This window comes from Rhizobium sp. BR 314, assembly GCF_047445805.1.
Taxonomy (GTDB): domain Bacteria; phylum Pseudomonadota; class Alphaproteobacteria; order Rhizobiales; family Rhizobiaceae; genus Rhizobium; species Rhizobium lusitanum_B.
Genome location: NZ_JARWLA010000016.1, coordinates 23,695 through 48,234 on the forward strand (window position 1 = coordinate 23,695; position 24,540 = coordinate 48,234).

Below are 24,540 nucleotides of genomic sequence, written 5' to 3' on the forward strand. Positions count from 1 at the left end.
CAAGACCAGCGATTGATGACCCGAATTCTGCAAGGTCCTCAGCGCGTGGAGTATATTGCTTGCGCGACGTTGTGGCTCGCCGCGCTCGGATATTTCTGGAGCTGGTGGCTTATACCGGCTCACCATGTCGACGCGATAGGGTCTGTTCTGCTTACCCTGGTGCTAGCCTGGGTGACGATCATTCCGACCTACTTCATAGCCGTCTTCTTTCGCGCCAAGAAGCCTATGGGGCAATTGCAATTGCCTGCAGGGAGCCGTGTCGCAATGGTCGTTACGAAGGCGCCCTCGGAGCCGTTTACCGTCGTCGCACGGACGCTGAACGCGATGCTGATCCAGGACGTCCCTCACGATACCTGGCTTGCTGACGAGGACCCATCGCCGTCGACGCTTGACTGGTGCCGCAAACACGGCGTCCAGGTTTCCACTCGCAGAGGGCGCGAGGACTACCATCGCAAGAGCTGGCCGCGGCGGACCCGCTGCAAGGAAGGCAACCTTGCCTTCTTCTATGATCAATACGGCTACGAGCGATATGACTTCGTGGCACAACTCGATGCCGATCACGTTCCGGAGCAAGGCTATCTCTTCCAGATGCTTCGCCCCTTTGCGGATCCAGCGATCGGCTATGTGTCCGCACCAAGTATCTGCGATCAGAATGCTCAGGAAAGCTGGTCAGCCCGTGGCCGCCTCTACGCTGAAGCCAGCATGCACGGATCGCTTCAGGCCGGGTTCAATTGCGGTCTTGCGCCGCTCTGCATCGGCTCGCACTATGCCGTTCGCACCAAGGCCCTCCGCAGCATCGGTGGGCTGGGGCCAGAACTGGCGGAGGATCACTCCACCACGCTGATGATGAATGCGCACGGCTGGCGGGGCGTCCATGCACTCGACGCCATTGCCCATGGCGACGGGCCGCGGACGTTTGCCGATCTCATCACCCAGGAGTTTCAATGGTCGCGCAGCCTGATGATGATCCTGCTGCAATATTCGCCAAGCTTGCTCGGGCGGCTGCCGCTGCGCCTCAAGATCCAGTTCCTGTTTTCGCAGCTCTGGTATCCGCTGTTCTCGCTCTTCATGGCGCTGATGTTCGTCTTGCCAGTGATCGCGCTCGCTCGAGGGAAGACTTTCGTCGCGGTCTCCTACCCCGATTTCCTGCTGCATTTCGCACCGCAATCACTTCTGCTGATCCTGTTTGCTTATCGCTGGCGCAGCACGGGCACGTTCCGATCGATCGACGCCAAGATACTGAGCTGGGAGATGACGCTGTTCCTGTTCGCCCGCTGGCCGTGGGCGCTGGCGGGAACCCTTGCCGCCATCCGTGATTGCGCGACGGGATCTTTCGTGGATTTCCGCGTTACGCCGAAAGGCACCTCCGAGGTAGACCCGATACCTTTCAGGGTTCTTGCGCCTTACTGCATCCTGGCTCTGGTCTCTGTCCTGCCTGTACTGCTTGTTGGCACGGCAGGCGAAGCCGGCGGCTTCTACATCTTCGCGAGCTTGAACGCCGCCATCTACACGCTGTTGCTGGTGGTTATCGTCCGTCAACACGACCGCGAAAACTCTGTCAGCACGGCACACAGGCACTTCTATCGTCCCGCACTCGCCAGCGGCTTGCTTGCGTTGACTGCGCTACCGTTCGTCGGTCTCGTTGAGCGCGGCCACGACGGAGTGCAATCGCTGGCCTGGAACGCTGATGGCTACACTCTGTTCGAAGAGCGTTCTTCCGTGGCAGGCGCAGGGGTCGGAGGACGCGGACTACACCGGTTGGTGTTCAATCCGCACTGGCAAGTGAGCAACGCGGATAACTGAGGTTCAAGACGGGAAGGACGCCTTCGGCGGGAGGCCCAGATGAAAATAGTTGTCGATGGTACCGGACATGTTGGCTTGATCGGCGGCCGGCCGCTCGGACAGCAACGACAAAGCCGCATTCCAATCAGACCACGGGAGAAATGATATGAAGCCATTGAAAAATATAGTCTCTCTCATCCCCGCGACATCGCTCGCATTTGCGATCGTTCTTGGGGTCGCCGCGGAGAGCAGCAGTGTTAAAGCCGCGGCAACAATGACATTGCCGGACGGTGCAAGGCCGATGACGGCAGTCGAACTATACACGCTTTATCACGACAAGAGCTGGCGCTGGCCCGACGGCGCGGGCCGAATGGAGAACATCGACAGGCGGTTTTCCGCCTGGGTCGACGGAACGGGAGGGCAATCCTGGGCCGAGGGTCGATGGGCCGTGACGGATAACGGCCGCCTATGTCTTGACGCAACCTGGCATGCCGCAAATGGCCAGTTTCCCGCCAAGACCTGCTTCGTTCATCGCATACTCGATGGAACGATCTATCAAAAGAGAGAGACTGGCGGAACATGGTTCGTGTTTCGCCATCCCGTCACCAAACAAACCGATGAGGCGACAAAGTTGATCGCCGATGATCTGGTCTCACAGCGACTGGAAGCCATGAAAGCCGCCCTGACCGTTCACAAAACCGACTGAGGGAAGGAGGCAATGACATGAAAACCTTATCGAAACTGACAACTGCTTTGCTTGCGACCGGCGTCCTTTGCGGAGGGGTATACGCCGCCAGCGGAGGCCTTGAGGCAAGAGCCGATACCCGGCCGCTGTTCAACGACAAGAGGCCGATTCTCACACCGCAATCGCTACCAGGAGGTGCCTACGATCCGAACGGCGACTTCTCCAATGATCCGAACCCGAAGATCGAGCATCTCTTTCTGCCTTGGGAAGATGTCGATCTGTCGACCTTGAAGACGGCGGATGACTATGCGCACAAACGCGGCCGTTCGTTGCTGATTACCATCGAGCCATGGTCTTGGGCGCGCAATTGGCGTGTCACACCGACCGATCTGCTCAATGGGATTCTGGCCGGTCACTACGATGCCAACATGACGGCGATCTGCTCGGAGGCCGCCAAGCTCAAGACGCCTGTTACCATCCGCTGGGCCCACGAAATGGACGAGAAGAATGGGCAATTCACCTGGGCGTACTGGAAAGCGGAGGACTATGTAAAGGCTTACAGGCACGCTGTAACCGTGTGCCGCAAGAGCCTACCGACGGCGAAATACATGTGGTCTCCGATGGGTAAAGAAGGGCTCGAAGCCTATTATCCGGGCGATTCATTCGTGGATGTCGTCGGCTTGTCGGTCTTCGGCTACCAACCGTTCGATCAGCGCACGCTGGGCCGGGATTCGACCTTCGTTGAGGCAACCAAACCCGGATACGATCGCGTCAAGCGTTTCAAGAAGCCCATCGTCATCGCCGAACTGGGCTATCAGGGGAATGAGGCCTACACGCGCGGTTGGGCCGAAGAAGCGAACAAACCCCATAGCCAGTTCCCTGACCTGCAAGCTGTCGTCTACTTCAACGACCGCGAAGTCTATCCCTGGCCCTATGGCCTTGGCCGACCGGACTGGCGCGTTGCCAGCCCGCTGTTAAACTGATCGTTGCGATGAAAGGTTGAGGAGAAGCAAATGTCTTCAGTCCGCTTCACCATCATCAATGTGTTGCTGTCGGTGCTGGTTTCCGCCGGCACCGCGGATGCCGCAACGCAGCGACAGGTCGACAGAATGACGACGCGAGCGGCTATTAAGGCCGCTCCGATGAGCGCCGCGGAACTTAGAAAGCTCTACTCAGGGCGCTCCTGGATATGGAAGGAAGGTGCTGGTTATTTCTCTCGTCACCATAGCCGCTTTACGGCTTGGTCACACACCGGCTCCCGAAGATCTTACGCAAAAGGTACTTGGTATGCGACAGATCGTGGAAGGCTCTGCATGAGTGCGGTCTGGTACAGCAAGACAAGCGCTGCACCCAATGTTTCCTGCTTCCTGCATCGCGAGAAAGCCGGGATCATCTATCAGAAGCGAGCATCAGACGGAAAATGGTACGTGTTCCGTCATAACCCAACAAAACATGATGACGAGGTTCTGAAACTGCGGTTGGGCGATTATGTCCGCAAACATCTGCCCAATTGAAGTCTAATGTCTGATAGGGGCTATTGCATCCGATAGCGGTGCGGCCTGCGTCTCACCTGTTCAGTCGAGCCGCCATCCGTGCAATGCCCCTATTCTTTTTCAGGAATAATGCGCGACATAACCCTGCTCATCTCAGAACAGGCTGCGGTTGCGGCAATGCGAGGTCTGTCCGAAACCGCTTGGCGTGCAAATGTAAGGAGAGCCCTTGAAGTAATCCTCCGAAGAAACCGTAGTCGTCTTGGAAATCGAATTTCCACTATAGAAGACGACATTGTTCTTCTCATACTTCTTCATATACAGCTGAACAGTCTTGTTCTTTGCATGAGTGGCTTCAGCAGAATTTGCACTCATGGGAGAAGATATTGAAGCCACAACTGCAAATATTGCAGATGCAACAAATCCAATTCGGTGATTTTTAAGGCAAATTTTCCGGGATTTTTGGGTAAAACCCATAAGACTAGTCTCCTTGATGACTTTGTGTTGCGGAGTCTGGAAGAAAATGTTTAAGCGCTTTCTATAAATATCTTGAAAATATTAACGAAAGCGGCATAATTTCCCCTCCAGAATACTGGCGGGGACCTGCAACAATGCTGTCTGCAGTGCTGTTAGTTTGTCGCGATATTAAAGAATTGCCTAGAGCCCTCGGCCAGGCATCCACAGACTTCTTTGGCTTATTCGCTAACCCACCCCTCAAACAGGAATTCGCTTTTCAAGATACGATACAGTGGCTTCCTTTACGCCTATCCACCAGTCTCCGGGCGGTCGGATGGACGCAAAATCGGGCTGTTTTGCGACTTTTCGCGTATATGCGCGATATTAGAGACCGACATTATCCGTTCGAGGTAGGTTTTCGAGCGTCTTTGCCCGAGCTCAGGGAGCCCGCACCGGGAGAGATTTCGTCAGGCATTTGCGCCGCACGAGCATCTCGTCAACCATCGACTCTGAATGCCCCGTCGAAAGGCCAACGCGATGACGCGGACTAAAATCGAGTCTGCTTCCGAACAGTCAAACTTTGTCGAAAGACGCCGATGGCCGAGAACGGTGCAGGCCCCATTCTATGAAACAATCGCGGACAGAGAGGAGTTGGCCTCGCTGTCGTTTTGCACCTCCCATGCAGCGCCAGCCCATCAATTTTCTGCCTGGCGAGACCATATAGCGCCGCTGGTGGATGCGCGTCTGCCCGAGACGGCCCGACCAGGTGATGGCTTTACAGCAAAGCAAACCATATGGAATCTTGAGGGGGTCCTGCTCATACAGCAGGAAGCAGCTCCTTTCCGCTATGAACGCTCAGCCGGTAAAGTGCGCTTCAGCGCCATAGATCATTGGCAAGTCACGTTCCTGCGAACGGGCAAGACATGGACCAGCGTCAACGGGTATGTCGTCGAAAACGAACCCGGCATGATGGAGATCCGCGCGCTTGGCTGCCCTTTCTATGGTCGAACCCTAGGCGCGAAATCGGTCACGCTCATAATGCCCTGCGATCTTTTTGCCGACCATGGCGGCTTGCCCGGCACCAGCAACAACATTGTGCTCGGCGGTGCGCGCGTCAAGCTCGTCTCCAACTACGTTTCATTTCTTGAAGCCAATCTCAGCCGGTTGAAGAAAGATGATTTGCATGGCGTGCGCCAACAGCTTGAAGAAATGATCTTCCATAGCGTGGCGCCGCTGGTGAACGGCAACATGAACGGCGATCGCAGCTCCGAAATCGGCCTGATGGCCAAGGCTCGCCGCTTCATCCAGAGCAGCATTGGATCGTCGGACCTCACTCCCGAGGCAGTAAGCCGTGAATTGGCAATCTCTCGAACCAAGCTCTACGAGCTGTTCCAAGCATCGGGCGGCGTCTTGAACTATATACGCAGGAGACGGCTCCTGGCGGCGCGCGCCGCACTTGCCGACATGAGCAACGGCCACAAGATTGCGGATATCGCCAAAGACCTCGGTTTCGAATCCGCAGCCAATTTCAGCAGAGCTTTCACCCATGAATTCGGTTACAGCCCCAGTGAGGTCCGCAGACACTCCGGAGAGCGCAAGACGGAACATCTAAGATCGATGACGGAGACGCCCACCTTTGACGGCTGGCTCAACACGCTTGGCCTTTGACGCACGCCACGACCTGCTCCGTGTCGCAAGGCCATGCATCCTGCCGCGATAAGAGAGTGGATCTGACTGGACCATAGCCGTTAGTCGCCTGTTTCTACGCTCCAGAGAGAGCTCTCCGCGCATCCATCCATCGGCGGTACTGCCTTGTGCGGCATTTCGCCTTCGCTTGCGACAGAACAAGCGCCCAACCCGGCAAAACGCCGGGGGCTGTACGGCGCTGTCGGCTGAGACGCACGAGTTGATATTTGACCGCGGCCATATGTGCCGAGGCGGCAAGAGGCTTGTTCTTCCAGGTGATCGGCCTGAGTTGCGGAACCCCTTGCAGGCCACGCTGCCAATTGCGAGGCAGATCGGGCTCGATTGCAAGCGCTGTAGCAATGCCCGCCATTGCAATGCCGCTGTCGACGACATGCTCGGCCACCTCACGTCGCCTTATGCCACCTGTCACCATCAGCGGCATGGCGGCAACGTTCAGGATATCGCGCGCAAATTCGAGGAAATACGCCTCCCTGGCAAGCGTCCGCTCGTCTCGTGCCGACCCCATCATTGCCGGCGCTTCATAGCTGCCGCCGGAAAGCTCGACCATGTCGACACCAAGAGCGCCAAGCATCGCGACAACGGACCGCGCATCATCTGGCGAAAAGCCTCCACGCTGGAAATCGGCGGAGTTGAGCTTAACCGCCACGACAAATCCCGGCGCAACCGCGGCCCGCACCGCGCTGACAATATCGAGCAGCAGCCGCGCTCGGTTCTCCAGGCTCCCGCCCCATCGATCCGTGCGACGATTGGTCAGTGGCGAGAGAAATTGGCTGACGAGATATCCATGCGCGGCATGTATCTCGACCCCGGTAAAGCCGGCCCGCTCCGCCAAAAGAGCCGTCCGGACGAAACGATCTTCCACGTCGGCTATATCGGCAACCGTCATGGCGCGCGGCATCGGAAATTGCCTCGACAGGGCGCCGATATCCAGGGAGATCGCCGAGGGTGCCAAGGTCTCCTGTCCGAGCGCCGCCGGCATCTGTCGCCCCGGATGATTGATCTGCATCCACATCTGTGCGCTACGGGAGCGTCCTACCGCGGCCCAGGCCTTGAAGCGATCGAGATACCGATCGTCTTCAAGCACGACACCACCGGGTCCGGTCATCGCCCGAGCATCGACCATAACGTTTCCGGTAATGATCAATCCGGCGCCTCCTTTCGCCCATGCCCGATAAAGGCGCAGCAGTTCTGCGGAGGGCGCATGGTCGTCGTCGGCCATGTTCTCCTCCATGGCAGCCTTCGCGATACGGTTTGGGACAATGGCGCCATTGGGCAGCGCCAGCGGTGAAAACAGGGACATGAGTGTGCTCCTAAAACCATTTGCGCACACCATAACCTTTGAGTTAACTTTAAGGTCAATGCCAAATTTCACGAGGATTTGTATGAATATTGGAGAACTGGCGAAACGTACCGGTCTTACTGCGTCGCGGATCCGCTTCTACGAAAGTGCCGGCCTGCTGAAGGTTGTCGAACGCAGACCGAATGGCTACCGGAGTTATCCGCCGGAAGCGGCTTTGATGCTTGAGTTGATCACGACGGCGCAGAGGGCGGGTTTCAGCCTTGATGAAATCCGGCTGCTTCTGCCACCGGATCTCAAGCAGTGGAATCACGAGGCTCTTCTGGAGGCGCTTCAGCGTAAGATAACTGATATCGAGGCGCTCGAAGTGAAGCTCGCCCAAACCAAGACGCAGCTCGTTGCGCTCATCGGCGATATCAAAGCGAAACCGGGAGACATCGACTGTGCCACCAACGCGCAAAGGGTCTTGTCGGGTGTTCTCGGCCGAGAGGTCGAGGTGCCGATCGCAATCACCCACGGCACCAAGCGCTTCGGCAAGACCAGTCAGCGACCGTCAACCAAAGAACGCTAGACGCGCATTTGCGCACGTCTTTGGACGGCGCAACCACTCAATCCTCTCGATTATCGTGTTTCCCCGCAAACTTCGGACAGAGAGCCGATAGGCCTCCCCGGGGAAGGCCTCCACCACACCGTTTCAACGTCGCCCACTACCTGGCGACACCTTCATCGCTCGGAATGCGGACACGACGGGAGTGATGTACTTCGAGGGATGCAAGACACTCACGCTTCATTTTGATATTGACAGCATGCTGTCAATTAGGCACTTTGACGTCACGCTTTTCAAGGAGGCCGCCATGCATGCTAACGCTTTGATATCGAGAGAAAAGATTGCAGGTCCGCAGGGAGAACTTGCAGTTTACCTATCTGGCGCGGGCCCTCGCGTCCTTTTTCTCCATGCGGATTGCGGCCGCTCCGATCAATGGCGCGAAGTCATCGATCTGATTTCCCCAGAATTCGAAACATGCGCACTCGATTTTCGGGGGCATGGCCATTCGGCACCGGCTGCAGACCGGGATTATAGTTTCCCAGCGCGCGCCGAGGATGCGCTTGCAGTCGTCAACACGCTCGAATGGGATCGCTTCCTCGTCGTCGCGCATAGCGGCGGTGGTGCCGCAGCGTTGGCCTTGGCCGGCTCTCATCCGGAGCGCGTGCGAGGGCTACTCCTCATCGATCCCGTAACGGACCCAAGTGGCGTCCCTCAAGAGGTAATGGCGGCAATAGTCGCGGGGCTAAGCGGCCCGGACAGCCTTGCGTTCCTCAAACAATACTATTCAACCATAACAGGTCCCGATGAAGCAGTTCGAGCGCGAGTTCTTGTTGATGCCGAAGCAACGACACCGGAATCACGAGCAGGCGTTGGCAAGGCGGTGGCCGAATGGCGTGCCGGAGAGGCACTTGATACCTATCAGGGGCCGTTGTTCATCGTGGGTGCCGATGCGACCGATGGTCCGAGCGCGCTCTATGCGCTCCGCCCGCGCATTCCCCATGTGGTAGCCCACGACACAGGCCATTGGCTCCAGATTGAAAGGCCCGAGTTGATCGCCGAGAACCTCAGGAAATTGGCGAAGCGGTCGGAAGCTTGAGAGGGCGAAATGCGAACACCTGAAGGCGACGCGCTTACGGAACTGGTTCTGGCCGTCTTCCGCCTTAACGGAAATTTCCTGAAAGCGGCGGAAGGTATCGCTGTCCCGGTAGGGCTGACAGTGGCTCGATGGCAGGTCATCGGCGCCGTGATCGAGGGACCAGGCACGGTCGCAGACATTGCCCGGAAAATGGGCTTGGCACGTCAAAGCGTGCAGCGACTGGCCGATGTTCTCGTCGCCGATGGAATGTTGGAGTACCGCAACAATCCGGCTCACAAACGCGCGAAATTGATCGAGATCACCGAACGGGGACGATCCGCAATCACACGCATCGCTCCCCGACAGCATCGATGGGCCGATGAGACAAGCGAGGGCCTTTCACGAGAGCGGCTGCTTGACGCGCTGGAGTTGATGCGCAATGTGTCCGAGCGCATCGAAGCTAAGGACTCAGACGAGCCCTAATCTTCGCGGTACAATCCTGGAGGGCATCCGCGCTTGTGTATTCCGCGCCAATCCCGTCGACCATCTCGCGATGCTTAAAACCAGCCGGCCGCTTGCCGATAATGATACCCGAATTCTCGACGGCCGACACGCCGGCGTGAAGTCAAAAGATTATGATACTCCACTTGTTCCACCCTCACTGATCATTGGTCGAAATGAATTATCTGATTGAACTGACTTCCATAAATGCCGCCGCAGCCCGGCTTGGCAGAGCGATCATTCGAACCGCCACCATTCTGAGCCCCGGCCTGTCTGCCAAAATCCAGCGGCCGATCTATCTGAAACTGGAGAACACCCAGATCGGCGGCTCATTCAAGGCACGTGGAGTCCTGAACAAGTTCGCGAGCCTCCAGGCAGAGTTGTCTTTGAAGCGCTTTGTTGCGGTCAGCGGCGGCAATTTCGGGATCGCGGTCGCAGAGGCCTCCAGCAAGCTCGGCGCCGATGTTACGATCGTCATGCCCCAGTCGGCGCCTGCCTCGTCGATTGCAAAAATTCGCTCGCTTGGCGTTTCGGTCATCGTGGCAAGCAATGTAAACGAAGCGTTTGCACAAGCGGAAGACTTGGCAAGGCAGGGATATGTGGTGCTCGACGACTGCGCCGACACCACGATCGCAGAAGGGCACGGCACCCTCGCACTGGAATTTATCGAAGACTGCCCGCAACTGACCGATGTGTTCGTTGCCGTCGGCGGCGGTGCGATGCTGGCGGGAGTTGCTACTGCTTTGAAAAAACAAAAGCCGCATATTCGCATCTGGGGCGTGGAGACCGCCGGAGCAAATTCAATGGATCAAGCCCTGCGGCTTGGAAAGCCGATGGAGATCGAAGTCAGTTCCATTATCTCTACTCTCGGAGTTCCGATGGTGAGCGAGCTGATGCTTCGCCACGCGCAAGCCTATGTCGAAGAAATGGTTGTTGTCTCCGATCGCGACGCTGTCGAAGGGATGGTTTCATTTGGAGAGGATGGTAAGCAATGGGTCGAGCTCGCTTCGGGCGCCCTTGTCGCCGCAGCCCAGAAAATTGCGCCGCAACTTCCATCGGACGCGACCATCGGGCTGATCGTCTGTGGCGGGAACATTTCCTCTGAAGACAGGCAGAAATGGATCGCTTCCTTGCACAAGCAATGATCACGAAAATTGGGCATGACGGCGAAATGCTTCGTTTGTGACGTTCGACCCGGTCCACGCACGACAACGCTCTGCGAACGCTTTGGGCCGGAGGTGCGCTTGACACGCACAACACGAGGACTAAGGGGCAATATCCAGCTCTGAGGAGATCATCGTGAAAGCGCTCGCATCATTCTCGGCCTTCGTCGGCAAGACGTTTGCCTTATGGGTCATCCTGTTTGCCGTTCTCGGTTTCCTTTTTCCCGACGTCTTCAAGCAGGTCGCGCCCTATATCGTCATCCTGCTCGGCATCATCATGTTCGGAATGGGGCTAACGATCTCGCTTGACGATTTTAGGGAACTCAGCAGGAGGCCGGTGGAAGTCGCCATCGGGGTTGTTGCCCATTTCGTCATCATGCCGGCGCTTGCCCTCTTGCTGACACGCATCATTCCCATGCCGCCGGAAGTCGCCGCCGGTGTCATTCTCGTCGGCTGCTGCCCGGGCGGTACGTCGAGCAATGTCATGACCTATCTCGCCAAGGGAGATGTGGCGCTCAGCGTTGCCTGCACCAGCGTCACCACACTCGCCGCCCCGGTCGTCACCCCCTTTCTCGTCTGGATGTTTGCTAGCCAGTATTTGCCGGTCAATGCATGGGCCATGTTCCTTGGCATCCTGCAGGTCATCATCCTGCCGCTGGCGCTCGGCTTTCTCGCCCAGAAGCTGTTGCCCCGCCTGGTCCGGACCGCGACCCCGATCCTTCCTCTCCTCAGCGTCGTTGGCATCGTTCTGATCGTTGCGGCGGTCGTTGGCGTCAGCAAGGGGGCGATCGCCCAGTCCGGCCTGCTCATCTTCGCAGTCGTCGTCCTGCATAACGGCCTCGGCTATCTCCTCGGCTTTTTTGCCGCAAAGGCGTTCGGCCTCAATCTCTACAAGCGCAAGGCGCTCGCGATCGAGGTCGGGATGCAAAACAGCGGGTTGGGCGCCGCACTTGCGACGACGTATTTTTCGCCGCTCGCAGCTGTCCCGAGCGCAATCTTCAGCGTCTGGCACAATATTTCAGGCGCCTTGATCGCCAACTACTTCTCCGGTCGTGAGGATGACGGCGAGGAGAAGTCCATCGTTATCGAATGACTGAGTTAAGCAGGGCGTAAAGCCTCCATCGCTTTTGGAAGCTCATTCCCTTTCGGTCTGAGACGAGGCGACGATTGCTCCTCGCCCGGGCGCGCGCAATGTCATTTCAATCTACATCCACGCGATAAGAGGAGGCTTGCCCTTCGACGGAAGCCGAGAACTACTCGCCACATGCTGTCGAATTTGCCGGTTTCGATCACATGAGACCGGTATGGCCCGTTCGCGGCTTCACAAATCCGCCGCCAAAATTTTCTGCATGAAACCTCGAAGTTGATCACAATCGAGTCATTCCAAAACGTCAAGATGTCTGACGAAACCGTCGATACTGGTCCGCAGATGCGGGCGCTAACGTCGGCGGTATTGTCATTGGGGAATGAAACTAATGTTAAACGATCCGCGCTCCCACGGCCTTTGGGAACTTACGGCGCCCGCCGCCCCCGAAACTGGTCAACTTGCCGGTGACTTGACCGCCGACGTCGTGGTTGTCGGCGCAGGCTTTTGTGGTCTGTCCACCGCACTCCATCTTGCCGAGCGCGGCGTCGATGTGGCGGTGATGGAGGCGACCGAAGTCGGCTTCGGAGCTGCGGGGCGGAATGTCGGTCTGGTCAATGGCGGCATGTGGGTCATGCCTGACGACATTCCGAAGGTCTTGGGTGCACAACATGGAGAGCGCGCATTGCGGCTTCTCGGCGATGCGCCCCTCCTCGTTCGGGACGTCGTCGACAAATATGAGATCGACTGCGAACTGGAAAGGAACGGGACCCTTCATCTGGCGGTCGGCGATGCAGGCGTCAGCGAACTTCGCGAACGCCATCGCCAATGGACGGCACGCGGTGCTCCTTTGGAGCTGCTCGACATCAAGGAGACGCAGCGGCGCGTCGGCTCCCCGGCCTATGCAGCCTCATTGTTCGATCCAAGGGCAGGCACCATCCAGCCACTTGCCTATGTGAGAGGCCTGGCAAAGGCTGCCATCCAAAACCACGTGCGCATCTTCACCAACAGCCCCGCTCTTCGGACCGAACGGAGGGGCGCGAGCTGGAAGATCTCATCCAAACGCGGCTCCTTGAGCGGAAAATGGGTCATTGTTGCAACTGACGCCTACTCGGTCGGCCCGTGGGCGTCCGTCCGGCGAGAGCAAGTCCACTTGCCCTATTTCAACCTTGCAACTCCGCCATTGCCTGCCAATCTTCGGGCATCGATCCTGCCGGGTCTGGAAGGATGCTGGGATACCAAGGAAATCCTGTCGTCGTTCCGCATGGACCGAAAGGGTCGGCTGGTTTTTGGAAGCGTCGGTGCACTGCGCAATGGCGGCCATGCCGTCCACACCGCATGGGCCAAGCGCGCGATGTCGCGCATTTTCCCGCAGCTTGCCAATATCGAGTTCGAGGCAGCATGGTTTGGCAAGATCGGCATGACTTCGGACGCCGTGCCCCGCTTTCACGAATTCGACGAGAACATCGTTGGCTTTTCGGGCTTCAACGGTCGCGGCATTGCACCTGGAACAACCTTTGGAAAGACGCTGGCAGCCTTTGTTTCCGGCGATATCGGCCTGGAGAACATGCCGCTTCCGTCGTCGAAGCTGGAAACGCCCCGCATCAGAGTGCTACAAGAATCCTACTACGAAGCCGGGGCGCAGATTGCGCATCTTGCCACGGAACGGTTCTGACAACGGCGGAGTCGGTCCGGCAACGTCTTTTTGAAGGAACCACAGCCCATGCAAGTGCCGCGCCGCTTTCTTCCCTCGCTGTCACTCCTCGCGGCATTCGAGGCTGCAGCAAGGACCGGAAGTGTGACCGCAGCGGCCAAGGAGCTGGACCTTACGCAGAGCGCCGTCAGCCGCCAGATCAAGGCTCTCGAGGAGCAACTCGGCGTCGAGTTGTTCCATCGGGAGCGCCAGACCATCCGCCTCACCGTCGGCGGCGACGCCTATGTTCGCGAAATCCGCGATGCGCTGCGCAAGATAAGCACGGCATCGCTCAATCTGCGGGCAAACCCGCATGGAGGAATGCTGACGCTAGCCATTCTGCCGACCTTCGGAACACGCTGGCTCGCGCCGCGGCTGCCGCGTTTCCTTTCGACCAACCCGGGAATTACCGTCAATCTCGTAACCCGGTTCAGCATTTTCGACTTCCGACTGGAACCGGTCGACGCAGCGATCCACTTCGGAGCAGCCCACTGGCCGGGCGGCGAATTGGCCCTGCTGCGAGACGAGACGGTTATTCCGGCTTGCAGTCCGCAGATACGCGACGAATATCGCTTCGGCGAAGCCGCCGATATCCGCAAGGCACCCCTGCTCCACCTCACCACCCGCCCCGACGCCTGGGAGAGATGGATGGAACTTAACGGTGTTCCCTCGGATGCCGTCCACGGCATGCTCTTCGATCAGTTCGCCACTGCCGCACAGGCGGCAATGGTTGGCCTGGGTGTCGCCCTGCTGCCGGAGTTCCTCATCGAAGAAGAGCTCGCGACAGGTCGCCTTGTCGCCGCAATGGACCTCCCGATGAAAAGCTCGGAATCCTACTACCTCGCATGGCCGAAGGATCGCGAAACCCATCCTCCGCTCGCCGCCTTCCGCCAATGGTTGCTCAAAGAATGCGGGCGCTGAACTAACCTTGTCTAATCAATCTGCTGAACGGCAGATGGCGAATGAACGAGCGCTCCGTCTATATGCTTGGTATCGACATACGTGCTGGCATGACGCGAAGGCCGGCAATAACCGTGATTGACACTCTACCGCGTAATCAAGCACGGCATCATCGCCTCCTATGTCATCAGTAGACGCATGGAAAACGACATCCCCACGAACGGGACAAAAGGCCAGAATCGCCTGCCATTTCCTGGCTGAAAACGCGTCTCGGATCACCACATTGGATGGGTAGCAACGATGGATCGGTTAGATGGGACGCAGCGCGAAACCTCACCGAAACCATGATCGACCTGAGCATGTCCGGCTCTCCATCAAAACGGCCCTGGATATATCAGGACCGAGGATAGAGACGCCCCAAAGCGCCTCCACATTACAAAAATGTTAGGGTGCTATTCATTTTCGATTAAGCCGGATTCAGGCATCAAAGTCATGCGCAAACACGCAGCATCACCCCCAATGTTTACGAGGCTCAACATGAAAAACCTATTTCTCGCTTCCGCCATCGCTCTAGCTTCGATCGTCGCCGTCAGCACGCCGTCTCAGGCGGCTCCGTTCCATCGCCATCACCATCACCATCACCGCAACGACTGCGTCGTGAAGACGGTAAAACACAAGGTTCACGGCCATTGGGTCGTCCGCAAGGAGCGCGTCTGCCGCTAACACCCCATCCGCATTCTTTCCGTTGATCGCATTTTTGACGGGGCGGCACGGCCATAGCTGAGATGATCGGCTGTGGCCGTACCGCTTTTCCGTCGCAGATCCGCTTCGCCCCAGGCTCTCAGCCAAGGCGCTTCGCAAGCATCGATTTGGCGACGGGTTATGGCCGAGCGGCAGTCTTCCCAGTCGAGCAAACTGCCCAATCCGGCAAATCAGCCCAACATCTGCATCGTGCCCAAGCCTAAAATATCGTTCAGCAAAGCAACCCCGACCCCTGCGGCAACGAAGACAAGACCGATCAGAAACAACCGCCGCGAGCGGTCGTATTTTGCTGCGATAAGGGAATCGCGCGCAAGCAGATCAGCCATCACCTTGACCTGGATGGAGATACCGACCGTCAGCAATATCATCGGGACAATGTCGATGCGGCTCCAATCGTTTGGGTTGGATAGCCAGCGGCCGATGAAGTTTAGCGAGAAGCCGAGAATGATCCCGGCGGCCGTCAACGAGCCATTGCGGAAGGTCGAGTCGATCTTCTCCTCTAGGTCGGGGTCGAGTTCACTCATCGTCTTTCTCCGGATGGCATCCTGCAAAGAAAGGCAGAAGTGACAGAAACAGGCAAGGTCCCCGCCTTCTAGTTTCCTGCGGGATTGCGTCGGAGGGCTCCCTCTATGAAAAGCCTGCAATCACCATCTTTGCCGCCGGTAAGGTGTTAGCTTTCGAAGACAAAATACCGATGCCGGAGGTCGGGGAGAAGAGCGGTGCCTGTCTCCCCGACGCATTGCTCCACACCCGAAGTCACTGAGACTTCAGGGGCAGGAAGCCTCGTCGTTCATGTCGCGGCGCCGACGGCCGAGCCCCGAGCGCTGGCGCGGAGCACAAAATAAACCGCCCCGCCGATGCCGACGCCGAAGAACCAGCCATAGGTTGCCCACCAACTCGGCAGGATCGAGGTGAATGTCGGCAGGATCGAGGAAAACAGCGCTCCAATGATGAGCGCGATGAAAGCATTTCTATGCCAGCCGTTCTGGAACCGAAACTCGCCATTTTCCTGGTAGAGCGCCGCGACATTTAGCTCGCCCCTCCGGATCAGATAGTAATCGACCATCATGATCCCGAAGATCGGCCCCATGCTCGAGCCGATGAAATTGACGAAATGCGCAGCACTCGTCTCCCATGGTGCAAAGGGGTAGAGTACCAACGCAATCAGGGCCGCAATGTAGCCACCTCGCTTGAAGCTAATCTGCCGGGGAAAGACATTCGAGAAATCGAATGCCGGCGAGACGAAATTTGCGACCACGTTGATACCAAGTGTTGCGACCGCGAAAGTCAACGCTGCCAGAAGCGCCAAGAACCAGCTGTCGAATTTCGCCGAAATCGCCTCCGGATGTAGGAGTACCTCGCCATAGACGGTGAAGGCAGCCGTTGTCGTCACGCCCGCAACTAGGCAGAAGGCCAGCAGGTTGATCGGCAATCCCCAGAGATTGCCTTTTCGCAAGGTCTTGGTGTCCTTGGCGTAACGCGAGAAGTCGCAGAAATTCAGGTAGAGCGCTGCGAAATATGTAATCCACGTCGCAGCCACGGCTGCGAGCGCCGGAAAGGTTCCTGGCTCACCGGGGACACCCGCATCCTTGGTCTTTTCCAACAGCACATCGCGCGGGATTTCGCTGCCGAAGGAGAAGCTGCCTGCCTTTACCACCAGATAGATGGCAAGCACCAGCATCATGATCCACACGGCAGGACCGGCCAGATCCTGAAACTTGCGCACCGTCTCCATACCGCGCTGGATGATCAGGAGCTGCAGCGCCCAGACAACGACGTAGCAAATAACCTCAAGCGTCGAATGGCCGAGCATATGGCTGTTCTGATGGAAGGCGAGAATGCTCTCATTGCGGATGAGTAAGGCAACGATCGCGCCCGAAGCCGCCGCGGTCTGTGCGCCGTACCAGAAGCAGGCGACGACGGCGCGTACCAGCGCGGGAACATTCGCGCCGAAGGTGCCGAAAGAGGCGCGGGCAAGAACGGGGAATGGCACACCCGTTTTCACGCCGGCATTGCCGACCAAACTCATGAGAACGAATATAACCAGCGAGCCGATACCGATCGCGATTACGAAGTTGATGAAGCTGCCGCATAGCAGGAACAGACTGGCGGCAAGGTAATAGCCCCACAAACTATGAACGTCGGATGTCCACACATTGAAAATACTGAACGCGCCCCACTTCCTCTCCTCCGCGGGTGCCAGATCTTCATTGTGCAATGAAGGCGATGGATTTTGTATTGTCATTTCCCCTCTCCCCATTTGCGCGAGTCTACCGGACTCGTTCATCAGCATGCTCCCAAACTACCCATGTAGCAATTGCAATATGGTGCAGCCCGGCGCCCGCCTCGCTAGCAATCAAGCAGAGGGGTTTTCTCTTTATTGAAAGCAGTTTGCGCGGAAACCCGCAGAAAGGACTTCCGGTGGGATTTGAGCCTGAGCTCTCTGCGATGGAACACATAGCGCCAGGAACGGTCGTCTTGTTTCGATCAACCTCGGCAGACGCAAATCGATAACGAATAATCGCATGGGCGTAACGGCAGGACCGTCCCGCCCATGCGATGTAACGGCCAAAATCCGCCTAGCGTTTTGCCGCCGTAAGCGCGTGTTCCAGATCGGCAATGATGTCGCCTGCCGCATGCAAGCCGACATTCAGGCGGATCGTACGGTCGCTGACGCCGAAGCGCGCAAAGACATTGGTCTCCGGTGAAATGCTGAGCGCTGCCTTCGCCGGGACCACGAGGCTTTCGGGGCCGCCCCAGCTGACGCCGATGCGGATGAGGCGTAACGCGTCCACGAAACCGGCCACCTCGATGCGATCGGAAACCTCGAAGGAAAACAGACCGCCAAAGCCGCTGAAGCTGCGCTTTCCGGGATGATCGCCGAATGCGGGATGCATGACTCTGCCCACATCCTCATGTCTCTGCAGCCAGGAGGCAACCTCAAGACCGGCCTCATGATGATGGCGCATGCGGAACGGCAGGGTCTCCAGATTGCGAAGGACGAGCCATGCCTCGAAAGGCGCGAGCTTGGCACCGGTATAGGGATAGATTTCACTATTGATGCGATCGATATGCACCTTCGAACTGGCGACGAGACCCGCCACCGTATCGCTCTGCCCACCAAGATATTTAGAGGCGGCATGGATGACGATATCGATGCCGAGGGCAAGCGGGCTTTGAAAGAGCGGTGTCGCCCAGGAATTGTCGACCACCGTCACGACGCCATGACGGCGCGCAGCGTCCGCGATGGCGCTCAGATCTTGCACCTCGAACACCATGGAGGTGGGGTTTTCGAGATAGACGAGCTTGGCGCCGGGAAGTGCCGCTATCATCGCCTCCGTATTGGCACCGTCCACGTAGTCGACGGCAACGCCAAAACGCTTCAGCACCTTTTCGAAGAAGCGGAAGGCGTCGCTATAGACGTGCCTGACGGTAACGATGCGGTCGCCCGGTCCCACGAAGGCCAGGACAGCTGCCGCAATCGCACCCATGCCGCTCGAAAAGGCGCGCGCCGCGTCTGCACCTTCCATCTCGGCGACCTTGCGCTCCAGAATGCGAACGGTCGGATTGTCGCCGCGCGAATAGATCGGCTTCTTCGATCTACCGGCAAAAACATCCTCCAGCTCCCTGTAGCTGTCGAACAGAAATAGCGATGTTTGGTAGATAGGCGGTACTGCTGCATCGAAAGGGTCATCACGATGCGGCATTTGCGCATCGGGGATGGCAGCTCGGCAGGCATAGAATCTCGGTGTCTCGTTCATGGCATACCTCAATGTTCAGGGGTGAATGGTCGATTGGCGAGCGAGCTGGCACGGTGCATCAACGGATCCGTTTCGCCACGCCGCGAAACAGCCGAGGGTGGCAACAAAATCGTCTGCGATGCGCGGATCGTTCCCAGCGACGGCTGCTTTCGTCACGCGCCGAATCGAGGCAGCGAGCCGAGGACAGGCTGGTCATTTTCATCAGAAAGGCCCGTCAGATCGGGCGACAGCAGCCGGTCCATGAAGAAGCGCTCGCGCAGCAGCATGACCAGAAGCGCCTTCTTGTGCGGAAACTGGATATGCTTGACCTTGGCAAAGCCGGAACGGTCGAGATTGCGGATCTGCTGGGCGTGATGATGGATTGGCTCGCCGACGATCCGGCGTGTACGCGCATCCGCCAGGAACATGTAATGCATCAACGACGGCAGCCAAGCGCTGACAAACGTCTTGCCGCGGAAACCGTCCTCGCCGATCGCCACATGCCAGCCGCGATCGAAGCAATCGGCTTCGTAGTGCGGTCCGATCCGGTCTTCCTTCGCCCAATAGAGCTCGAAATAGCCAAAGGGCACACCACCGAATGTTCCGATCAGCGGGAGTGTGCGCGGGTCTGCCAGACGGCTCGCAACGAAGTCGCGGTGATAGGAAATATCGCCGCTATCCTCCCATATGGCCGCCACACGCGGGTCGTTCATCCAGCGATGCAAGTGCTCGAGATCGGTATCGAGATCGGCGACATGGAAGCCTAGCTGCGTATTCAGCCAGGGAATGAAGCGGCTATAAACGCGGCCAACGGGTTTCGGCGGCCTCTGCGGATGATGGATGCCGTTGGTCAGGACCGGCACCTCGGGATATGAGGGGCGCGTGCTTCCAAGCCAAAACTTCGGCTGCTGGAAAAGGAACTCTGGGCGCACGATCAAGCGGTCTTCGCGCCGCTCGATGGCACCTGCTTCCAAAAGGCGTCTTGCCAGATCGTCTTCAGCAAGCTCGACCTCGAAGGAGGCCAGTTGCGGATTGCATACCAGAACAGCTTCCGACACAGCGTTGACGATATCCTCGTCCGCAGCTGGAGAGACAGATGTCGATATATCATTTAACACCAGCAGCTTATTTGTCGATCCTAAGAAATTACCTGAGGCTACCTCAACCCCGCGATAGGAGACACGAAAGCTGCCTGCTGCCTGTCCTGAAAATACGATAAGCGGTTGCCCAAAGACGAGAGCATGGCTCGCAAAGCCCGAAACCGGCAAGCGCAGATCAGACACTCGCGCCACCGTCGCCTCGCTCTTCAACGCCAAGGAAACATCCATCTTCTTCTCCCTATCTTGAAAGTCGCGTAATTCCGGGACCAGAGGACGTACCCGGCGCTAATTCCGCAGTGACGAATGGCATCCTGCGAAATTCAAAATATTTCCGGGAATTCTTTCTTAATTTTTGGCTGAATTTCCGATGCCTCCGTTCGTCATGCAAACAAATCGACGATATATCCGGGGAATTCGGATACATTTATAGCTGAATGCGGGAATATTCGACCAGTTTAAATCAATATCCATCGCGGATGTTGATATGTATACATTATTGTATTTACAACAACTGGCGATTTCCCGACGAATTCTGGGGAGATTTGCAAAACAATGACTGTTCACGATTCGAACGCCAAGGCAGCAAATCAGTCCAACTACATCGGCAAATGCTCGCTATCGCCTACTCAATCGCGAATCTGGCTCTTGTCGGAGACCGGCAATGAGATCGTCTATGGGCGACAAATACTTGCTGTTACCTTTCCTTCAATCTCCACCGCTGTCGCGCGTGAGGCTCTTGCTGCCCTTTCACGGCAACACCCGCTCATCACATCGCAATTCGAGGCGCGAGCCGGTGGTGCGGTCCAACAAATCCTGAAGAGCGATGAAGCGGTCGAGATCATAGAGACGGAGCTGGCAACCAGCGACAGTCTTGAAGATGCATTGGCCGCAGCCGCAGCGGCAGAACGGGCTCGCGCGGTCGATCTGACGAACGGCAATCCGGCCCGCTTTACCCTGTTGACGCAGAGCGGACAGGCGATCGGCGCGATATTTTCCGCGCATGCCATACTTGCCGACGCCGCAACGCTCGATCTGCTGGCAACAGACTTCTTCCGCAATCTCGATGACGGCGGGCCAGCAACCCCCACCGAGACAGCGCTGGCCGATGCCGCCGTGTGGATGGCCGGCAACGGCGCACCGCGGGGCCAGGCGCCCGAGTTAGTCGACTTCTGGTTCAATCGGCTGATCGCACAGGACAATATCGCATCCCTGCTACTGCAGACATCGACAGGTAGGAGCATTGTCGACGAAGGCTGGCAGGAGCATATACTTGAAGTTTTCATGCCTGATCAATTGATCTCCATGGCATCGACCCTGGACGCTTCGCGCGACCTTCTCGCCGCTCTTGCGATCGTCCTGCGCCGCCATTCAGGCCATGGCACGCAGAGGATCGGATTGGTCACGCGGCCGAAGACACAAACAATTGCTGCACGCAGCGAGGATGTTTTGGTCCTGACGGCCAAGCTCGACGGCGCCATGACATTGGATGATGTCCGCCAAGCCTTCGTTGAGGAAGTCGAAGTCGCCGGACGACGTGCCCTGCCCTTCGAAGCACTTGCCGATGCACTTCTCCGACGCGACGAGTCTTTCGACACGACCGGTCTCGTCAAGACGCTGCTCGATGTACGCCCGCCCCTGCGCCTCCTGGAGGCTGCCTCCAACATACACGGCGTACACACCCCCATAGAGACGCAGGCTCGCCGCGACGCCGAGCTGGTCATTACCGTTTTCCCGGCATTCGGCGACAAGCTTCGTCTGAGCTTCGGCTTCGACCCGCAAAAATATGAACCTGGACAGATTGTCCGCCTGGCCAATGATTTCGCTGTCGCGCTTGCAAGACTCGGCAGCAATCCAAGTGAGCAGATCAAACATATTCCATTCGTTTCGGCGGAAGAACTCGACAGGCTTTCCGCACCCTATCCCGATGCGCCGGAGCCCGATGACGGCACGCCCATCCACAAGGTCATCTCCGCGCAGGCGACACGACGGCCCAATGCCTTTGCTGTGGCGCAGGGCGAGAATTCGATCACACATGGCGAACTGGAAGCCGCCGCCAACAAACTCTCACATCGTCTAATCGCCCTTGGGATCGGCCCGGAAAAGCGGGTTGCGATAGCGCTTGAAAAGTCGATCGATGCGATCATTGCCATTCTGGCGGTGCTGAAGTCCGGCGGTGCCTTTACCCCGGTCGAGCCGGATCATCCGGAAGCGCGCAATCGCCATATCCTCACGGCTCCCGATCTCTCGCTCGTCATTTCCAAGACAATGCACATCGCGAACCTGCCGAGCGATATTGCAACGCCCTTCCTCAACCTCGACAAGGTCGACCTTTCGACGGAAAGCAGCCAGGCGCCCGCAATCGCCATCGCCTTGCAGCAGCTGGCCTATGTGATCTATACCTCTGGCTCAACAGGCGTTCCAAAGGGCGTGGTGGTGGAACATGGTCCGCTTGCCCATCACTGCAAGGCAACGCTGCGCATCTATGAGATGAGCGATCAGTCCTGCGAATATCCAGTTCTCCCCTTCACCTCAGATGGCGGCCATGAACGCTGGATAGTGCCGCTGATGGCCGGCGGCGGCGTGGTGCTGACGCAGGACAAGCTCGCAACGCCCGAAGACGCCTTCGCAATGATGAAGCGCCATGGCGTCAACAATGCGAGCCTGCCCACCAGCTACGTGCGCGGCCTCGCCGAGTATGCGGGCGAGAACGGCGACATACCGCGGCTGCGGCTCTATTCCTTCGGCGGCGAGGCCTTGTCGCAGGCAGTATTCGACATAATCACCGAAAACCTGAAGGCGCGGCTGCTGATCAACGGCTACGGGCCGACCGAGACCATCATGACGCCGATGATCTGGAAGATCCCGGCCGGAACCCGTTTTGAGGGGACAGTGGCACCGATCGGCCGCGGCGTGGGCGACCGGCGCATCTATGTCCTCGACGCCGACCTTGCGCCTGTTCCGGTGGGCGTGATCGGCGAAATCCATATCGGCGGCAGCGGCCTCGCCCGGGGCTATCTTGGCCAGCCGGAGCTAACGGCAGATCGCTTCATTCCGGATCCTTTCACGCCGGGAGGCCGACTGTATAAGTCCGGCGACCTCGGCCGCTGGAGGGAAGACGGCATCGTCGAATTTGCCGGCCGCGTCGATCATCAGATCAAGCTGCGCGGCTTCCGCATAGAGCCGGGTGAGATCGAGGCTGTGCTGCGATCGGACCAGCGCGTCGCCGAAGCGGTTGTCCTACTGCACAATGAAGGCGGTCGCAGTTCTCTGGTCGCCTATGTGGTGCCGCGGGAGGGGGAAAGCCTTGGTATCACCGAGTTGCGCCGTGCAGCCATAACCGCCCTGCCCGATTACATGGTGCCGCAGACGATCATGCTGATCGACAGGCTACCAATGGGACCGAACAGCAAGCTTGACCGCGCCGCGCTGCCGGCTCCGCGCGTGCAGCGGGAGATGATCGCTCCTGCTGATGACAACGAGAGAGCGATCCTCCAAACCTGGAAAGAGATCCTCGACATCGGCGATATCGGGGTCACCGAGAATTTCTTCGATATTGGCGGGCAGTCGTTGGCGGCGGTGCGCATTGTATCCCGTCTGAAGATGCGTCATCCCGAATGGCCGCTCTCCATCGCCGACATGTTCAATCATCCCACAGTGCGGGATCTCGCGCTCGCCATCAGCGGCAAGCGCGACGAGGCCGGGGTCGACGTCGTCTATCTCCGCCGCAACGGCGATCGGCCGGTGCTCTATTGCTTCCCCGGCCTCCTCGTCAGCACGCGCGAATATATGCGGCTCGTCGATTATCTCGGGCCGGAACAGCCGGCGACAGGTTTCATCTGCTATTCCCTGACGGAAACCAAGACGCTCAGCACCCGCGTTGAAGACATCACCGCGCGCTATGCCGAGACGGTGCGCAGACAAGCCAAGGGGCGGCCCTGCGCCTTCCTCGGCTGGTCTTGGGGCGGATTGCTGGCCTATGAGGCCGCACGGCAAATCGGCAACGACATCGACTTGCGCATGATCGGCATGGTCGACGTTTGCGACATGGACGAGGAATTCACGGTTGGCGTAACACCACGCTTCTACGACGGCATCCGGGACAGCACCCATGCCGCCGTCCAAAACTGGCTCGCCCACACGCCAATGCGCGAGGACTGGAAAAGGCTTCTTACTGCCATGGATGCGGAAGTATACGAGCAGTTCCTGCATCATATCGTCAAACACAATGTCAAACTGCCGACGGACGGTCCGGATATCGGCTCGGAAGAGCACACATTCTGGATCCTCATCGACAATGGGATGATCTTCCGCAACTACCGTCTGGAAAGATCCGATTTCCGCATCCACTCCTTTGCGGCCGAGGATTCTCTGACCCGTTCCCTCAACGTCATCGACTGGCGCCGATATTCGCCGAATGCCACAGCATCGGAAATCGTTACGGGCACCAACCATCTGACGATCATCGGCAAGACGCCCTTCCATCAGCGTTTCGCGCGGCGGCTCGATCACGCTTTTGCGCCGGGCTCACTGTCCGCGGGCACCGTCAAGTAACCCCCTC

The 24,540-nt window shown here is 58.1% G+C and carries 20 protein-coding genes; 14 read left to right on the forward strand and 6 right to left on the reverse strand.

The genetic code is table 11. The annotated features are described in order from the left end of the window. The first annotated feature begins 15 nt into the window (after positions 1 to 15). The 4 genes from QD461_RS19945 (at position 16) to QD461_RS19960 (ending at position 3,981) form a co-directional block, all read left to right on the forward strand. Positions 16 to 1,803, forward strand: coding sequence for a glycosyltransferase family 2 protein (locus QD461_RS19945; protein ID WP_414089400.1), 1,788 nt, complete (start codon positions 16 to 18; stop codon positions 1,801 to 1,803). Positions 1,804 to 1,948: 145 nt separating this feature from the next. Further along, positions 1,949 to 2,488 carry a DUF995 domain-containing protein gene (locus QD461_RS19950; RefSeq protein ID WP_414089307.1) on the forward strand — a complete coding sequence of 180 codons (540 nt, stop codon included), beginning with the start codon at positions 1,949 to 1,951 and terminating at the stop codon, positions 2,486 to 2,488. Between the two features lie 17 nt (positions 2,489 to 2,505). Further along, the gene (locus tag QD461_RS19955; protein ID WP_414089308.1) at positions 2,506 to 3,450 is read left to right on the forward strand and encodes a glycoside hydrolase family 26 protein; all 945 of its coding nucleotides are present in this window, start codon (positions 2,506 to 2,508) and stop codon (positions 3,448 to 3,450) included. A 30-nt stretch (positions 3,451 to 3,480) separates the two neighbouring features. Beyond that, a complete protein-coding gene (locus QD461_RS19960) occupies positions 3,481 to 3,981 on the forward strand; it encodes a DUF995 domain-containing protein (RefSeq protein ID WP_414089309.1) in 501 nt (166 codons plus the stop codon). Between the two features lie 132 nt (positions 3,982 to 4,113). Here QD461_RS19960 and QD461_RS19965 read toward each other — a convergent pair whose 3' ends face one another. Further along, on the reverse strand, positions 4,114 to 4,434 hold the full coding sequence (locus QD461_RS19965; RefSeq protein WP_184711090.1) for a hypothetical protein: 321 nt from the start codon (positions 4,432 to 4,434) through the stop codon (positions 4,114 to 4,116). Positions 4,435 to 4,950: 516 nt separating this feature from the next. Here QD461_RS19965 and QD461_RS19970 point away from each other — a divergent pair. Further along, a complete protein-coding gene (locus tag QD461_RS19970; RefSeq protein WP_414089310.1) occupies positions 4,951 to 6,081 on the forward strand; it encodes a helix-turn-helix domain-containing protein in 1,131 nt (376 codons plus the stop codon). Between the two features lie 94 nt (positions 6,082 to 6,175). Here QD461_RS19970 and QD461_RS19975 read toward each other — a convergent pair whose 3' ends face one another. Then, entirely contained in the window at positions 6,176 to 7,420 is a 1,245-nt protein-coding gene (locus QD461_RS19975; protein ID WP_414089311.1) for an NADH:flavin oxidoreductase/NADH oxidase family protein, read from the reverse strand. Between the two features lie 82 nt (positions 7,421 to 7,502). Here QD461_RS19975 and QD461_RS19980 point away from each other — a divergent pair, with 82 nt between their 5' ends. The 8 genes from QD461_RS19980 to QD461_RS20015 all read left to right on the forward strand — a co-directional run bounded on the left by QD461_RS19980 (position 7,503) and on the right by QD461_RS20015 (position 15,103). Next, positions 7,503 to 7,988, forward strand: a complete 486-nt coding sequence (locus tag QD461_RS19980) for a MerR family transcriptional regulator (RefSeq protein ID WP_414089312.1) — start codon at positions 7,503 to 7,505, stop codon at positions 7,986 to 7,988. A gap of 283 nt (positions 7,989 to 8,271) precedes the next feature. After that, entirely contained in the window at positions 8,272 to 9,060 is a 789-nt protein-coding gene (locus tag QD461_RS19985; RefSeq protein WP_414089313.1) for an alpha/beta fold hydrolase, read from the forward strand. 9 nt (positions 9,061 to 9,069) lie between these two features. Continuing rightward, entirely contained in the window at positions 9,070 to 9,522 is a 453-nt protein-coding gene (locus QD461_RS19990; RefSeq protein ID WP_414089314.1) for a MarR family winged helix-turn-helix transcriptional regulator, read from the forward strand. Positions 9,523 to 9,716: 194 nt separating this feature from the next. Next, on the forward strand, positions 9,717 to 10,685 hold the full coding sequence (locus tag QD461_RS19995) for a threonine ammonia-lyase (protein ID WP_414089315.1): 969 nt from the start codon (positions 9,717 to 9,719) through the stop codon (positions 10,683 to 10,685). 154 nt (positions 10,686 to 10,839) lie between these two features. After that, a complete protein-coding gene (locus tag QD461_RS20000) occupies positions 10,840 to 11,796 on the forward strand; it encodes a bile acid:sodium symporter family protein (RefSeq protein WP_414089316.1) in 957 nt (318 codons plus the stop codon). A 382-nt stretch (positions 11,797 to 12,178) separates the two neighbouring features. Then, positions 12,179 to 13,462 carry an NAD(P)/FAD-dependent oxidoreductase gene (locus tag QD461_RS20005; RefSeq protein ID WP_414089317.1) on the forward strand — a complete coding sequence of 428 codons (1,284 nt, stop codon included), beginning with the start codon at positions 12,179 to 12,181 and terminating at the stop codon, positions 13,460 to 13,462. Between the two features lie 48 nt (positions 13,463 to 13,510). Then, entirely contained in the window at positions 13,511 to 14,401 is an 891-nt protein-coding gene (locus QD461_RS20010; RefSeq protein WP_414089318.1) for a LysR family transcriptional regulator, read from the forward strand. Between the two features lie 516 nt (positions 14,402 to 14,917). Further along, a complete protein-coding gene (locus tag QD461_RS20015; RefSeq protein WP_414089319.1) occupies positions 14,918 to 15,103 on the forward strand; it encodes a hypothetical protein in 186 nt (61 codons plus the stop codon). A 209-nt stretch (positions 15,104 to 15,312) separates the two neighbouring features. On the opposite strand, the gene QD461_RS20020 is transcribed toward QD461_RS20015, so the two are convergent. The 4 genes from QD461_RS20020 to QD461_RS20035 all read right to left on the reverse strand — a co-directional run bounded on the left by QD461_RS20020 (position 15,313) and on the right by QD461_RS20035 (position 20,210). After that, positions 15,313 to 15,666, reverse strand: coding sequence for a hypothetical protein (locus QD461_RS20020; protein ID WP_414089320.1), 354 nt, complete (start codon positions 15,664 to 15,666; stop codon positions 15,313 to 15,315). A gap of 266 nt (positions 15,667 to 15,932) precedes the next feature. After that, on the reverse strand, positions 15,933 to 17,387 hold the full coding sequence (locus tag QD461_RS20025; RefSeq protein WP_414089321.1) for an NCS1 family nucleobase:cation symporter-1: 1,455 nt from the start codon (positions 17,385 to 17,387) through the stop codon (positions 15,933 to 15,935). A 334-nt stretch (positions 17,388 to 17,721) separates the two neighbouring features. Continuing rightward, positions 17,722 to 18,903, reverse strand: coding sequence for a PLP-dependent transferase (locus QD461_RS20030; RefSeq protein WP_414089322.1), 1,182 nt, complete (start codon positions 18,901 to 18,903; stop codon positions 17,722 to 17,724). Between the two features lie 152 nt (positions 18,904 to 19,055). Next, complete coding sequence (locus tag QD461_RS20035) at positions 19,056 to 20,210, reverse strand: GNAT family N-acetyltransferase (protein WP_414089323.1); 1,155 nt, start codon at positions 20,208 to 20,210, stop codon at positions 19,056 to 19,058. 324 nt (positions 20,211 to 20,534) lie between these two features. Here QD461_RS20035 and QD461_RS20040 point away from each other — a divergent pair, with 324 nt between their 5' ends. After that, on the forward strand, positions 20,535 to 24,533 hold the full coding sequence (locus QD461_RS20040) for an amino acid adenylation domain-containing protein (RefSeq protein WP_414089324.1): 3,999 nt from the start codon (positions 20,535 to 20,537) through the stop codon (positions 24,531 to 24,533). The last annotated feature ends 7 nt before the right edge of the window (positions 24,534 to 24,540 follow it).

Excerpts from the sequence above, each read along its gene's own strand:
- QD461_RS20020 (WP_414089320.1), bottom strand. The coding sequence starts at position 15,666 with ATGAGTGAACTCGACCCCGACCTAGAGGAGAAGATCGACTCGACCTTC.
- QD461_RS20010 (WP_414089318.1), top strand. The coding sequence starts at position 13,511 with ATGCAAGTGCCGCGCCGCTTTCTTCCCTCGCTGTCACTCCTCGCGGCA.
- QD461_RS20015 (WP_414089319.1), top strand. The coding sequence starts at position 14,918 with ATGAAAAACCTATTTCTCGCTTCCGCCATCGCTCTAGCTTCGATCGTC.
- QD461_RS20025 (WP_414089321.1), bottom strand. The coding sequence starts at position 17,387 with ATGACAATACAAAATCCATCGCCTTCATTGCACAATGAAGATCTGGCA.
- QD461_RS19970 (WP_414089310.1), top strand. The coding sequence starts at position 4,951 with ATGACGCGGACTAAAATCGAGTCTGCTTCCGAACAGTCAAACTTTGTC.
- QD461_RS19985 (WP_414089313.1), top strand. The coding sequence starts at position 8,272 with ATGCATGCTAACGCTTTGATATCGAGAGAAAAGATTGCAGGTCCGCAG.
- QD461_RS19950 (WP_414089307.1), top strand. The coding sequence starts at position 1,949 with ATGAAGCCATTGAAAAATATAGTCTCTCTCATCCCCGCGACATCGCTC.
- QD461_RS20030 (WP_414089322.1), bottom strand. The coding sequence starts at position 18,903 with ATGAACGAGACACCGAGATTCTATGCCTGCCGAGCTGCCATCCCCGAT.
- QD461_RS19945 (WP_414089400.1), top strand. The coding sequence starts at position 16 with ATGACCCGAATTCTGCAAGGTCCTCAGCGCGTGGAGTATATTGCTTGC.
- QD461_RS20040 (WP_414089324.1), top strand. The coding sequence starts at position 20,535 with ATGACTGTTCACGATTCGAACGCCAAGGCAGCAAATCAGTCCAACTAC.
- QD461_RS19965 (WP_184711090.1), bottom strand. The coding sequence starts at position 4,434 with ATGGGTTTTACCCAAAAATCCCGGAAAATTTGCCTTAAAAATCACCGA.
- QD461_RS19955 (WP_414089308.1), top strand. The coding sequence starts at position 2,506 with ATGAAAACCTTATCGAAACTGACAACTGCTTTGCTTGCGACCGGCGTC.
- QD461_RS20005 (WP_414089317.1), top strand. The coding sequence starts at position 12,179 with ATGTTAAACGATCCGCGCTCCCACGGCCTTTGGGAACTTACGGCGCCC.
- QD461_RS19995 (WP_414089315.1), top strand. The coding sequence starts at position 9,717 with ATGAATTATCTGATTGAACTGACTTCCATAAATGCCGCCGCAGCCCGG.
- QD461_RS19960 (WP_414089309.1), top strand. The coding sequence starts at position 3,481 with ATGTCTTCAGTCCGCTTCACCATCATCAATGTGTTGCTGTCGGTGCTG.
- QD461_RS20035 (WP_414089323.1), bottom strand. The coding sequence starts at position 20,210 with ATGGATGTTTCCTTGGCGTTGAAGAGCGAGGCGACGGTGGCGCGAGTG.
- QD461_RS19975 (WP_414089311.1), bottom strand. The coding sequence starts at position 7,420 with ATGTCCCTGTTTTCACCGCTGGCGCTGCCCAATGGCGCCATTGTCCCA.
- QD461_RS19990 (WP_414089314.1), top strand. The coding sequence starts at position 9,070 with ATGCGAACACCTGAAGGCGACGCGCTTACGGAACTGGTTCTGGCCGTC.
- QD461_RS19980 (WP_414089312.1), top strand. The coding sequence starts at position 7,503 with ATGAATATTGGAGAACTGGCGAAACGTACCGGTCTTACTGCGTCGCGG.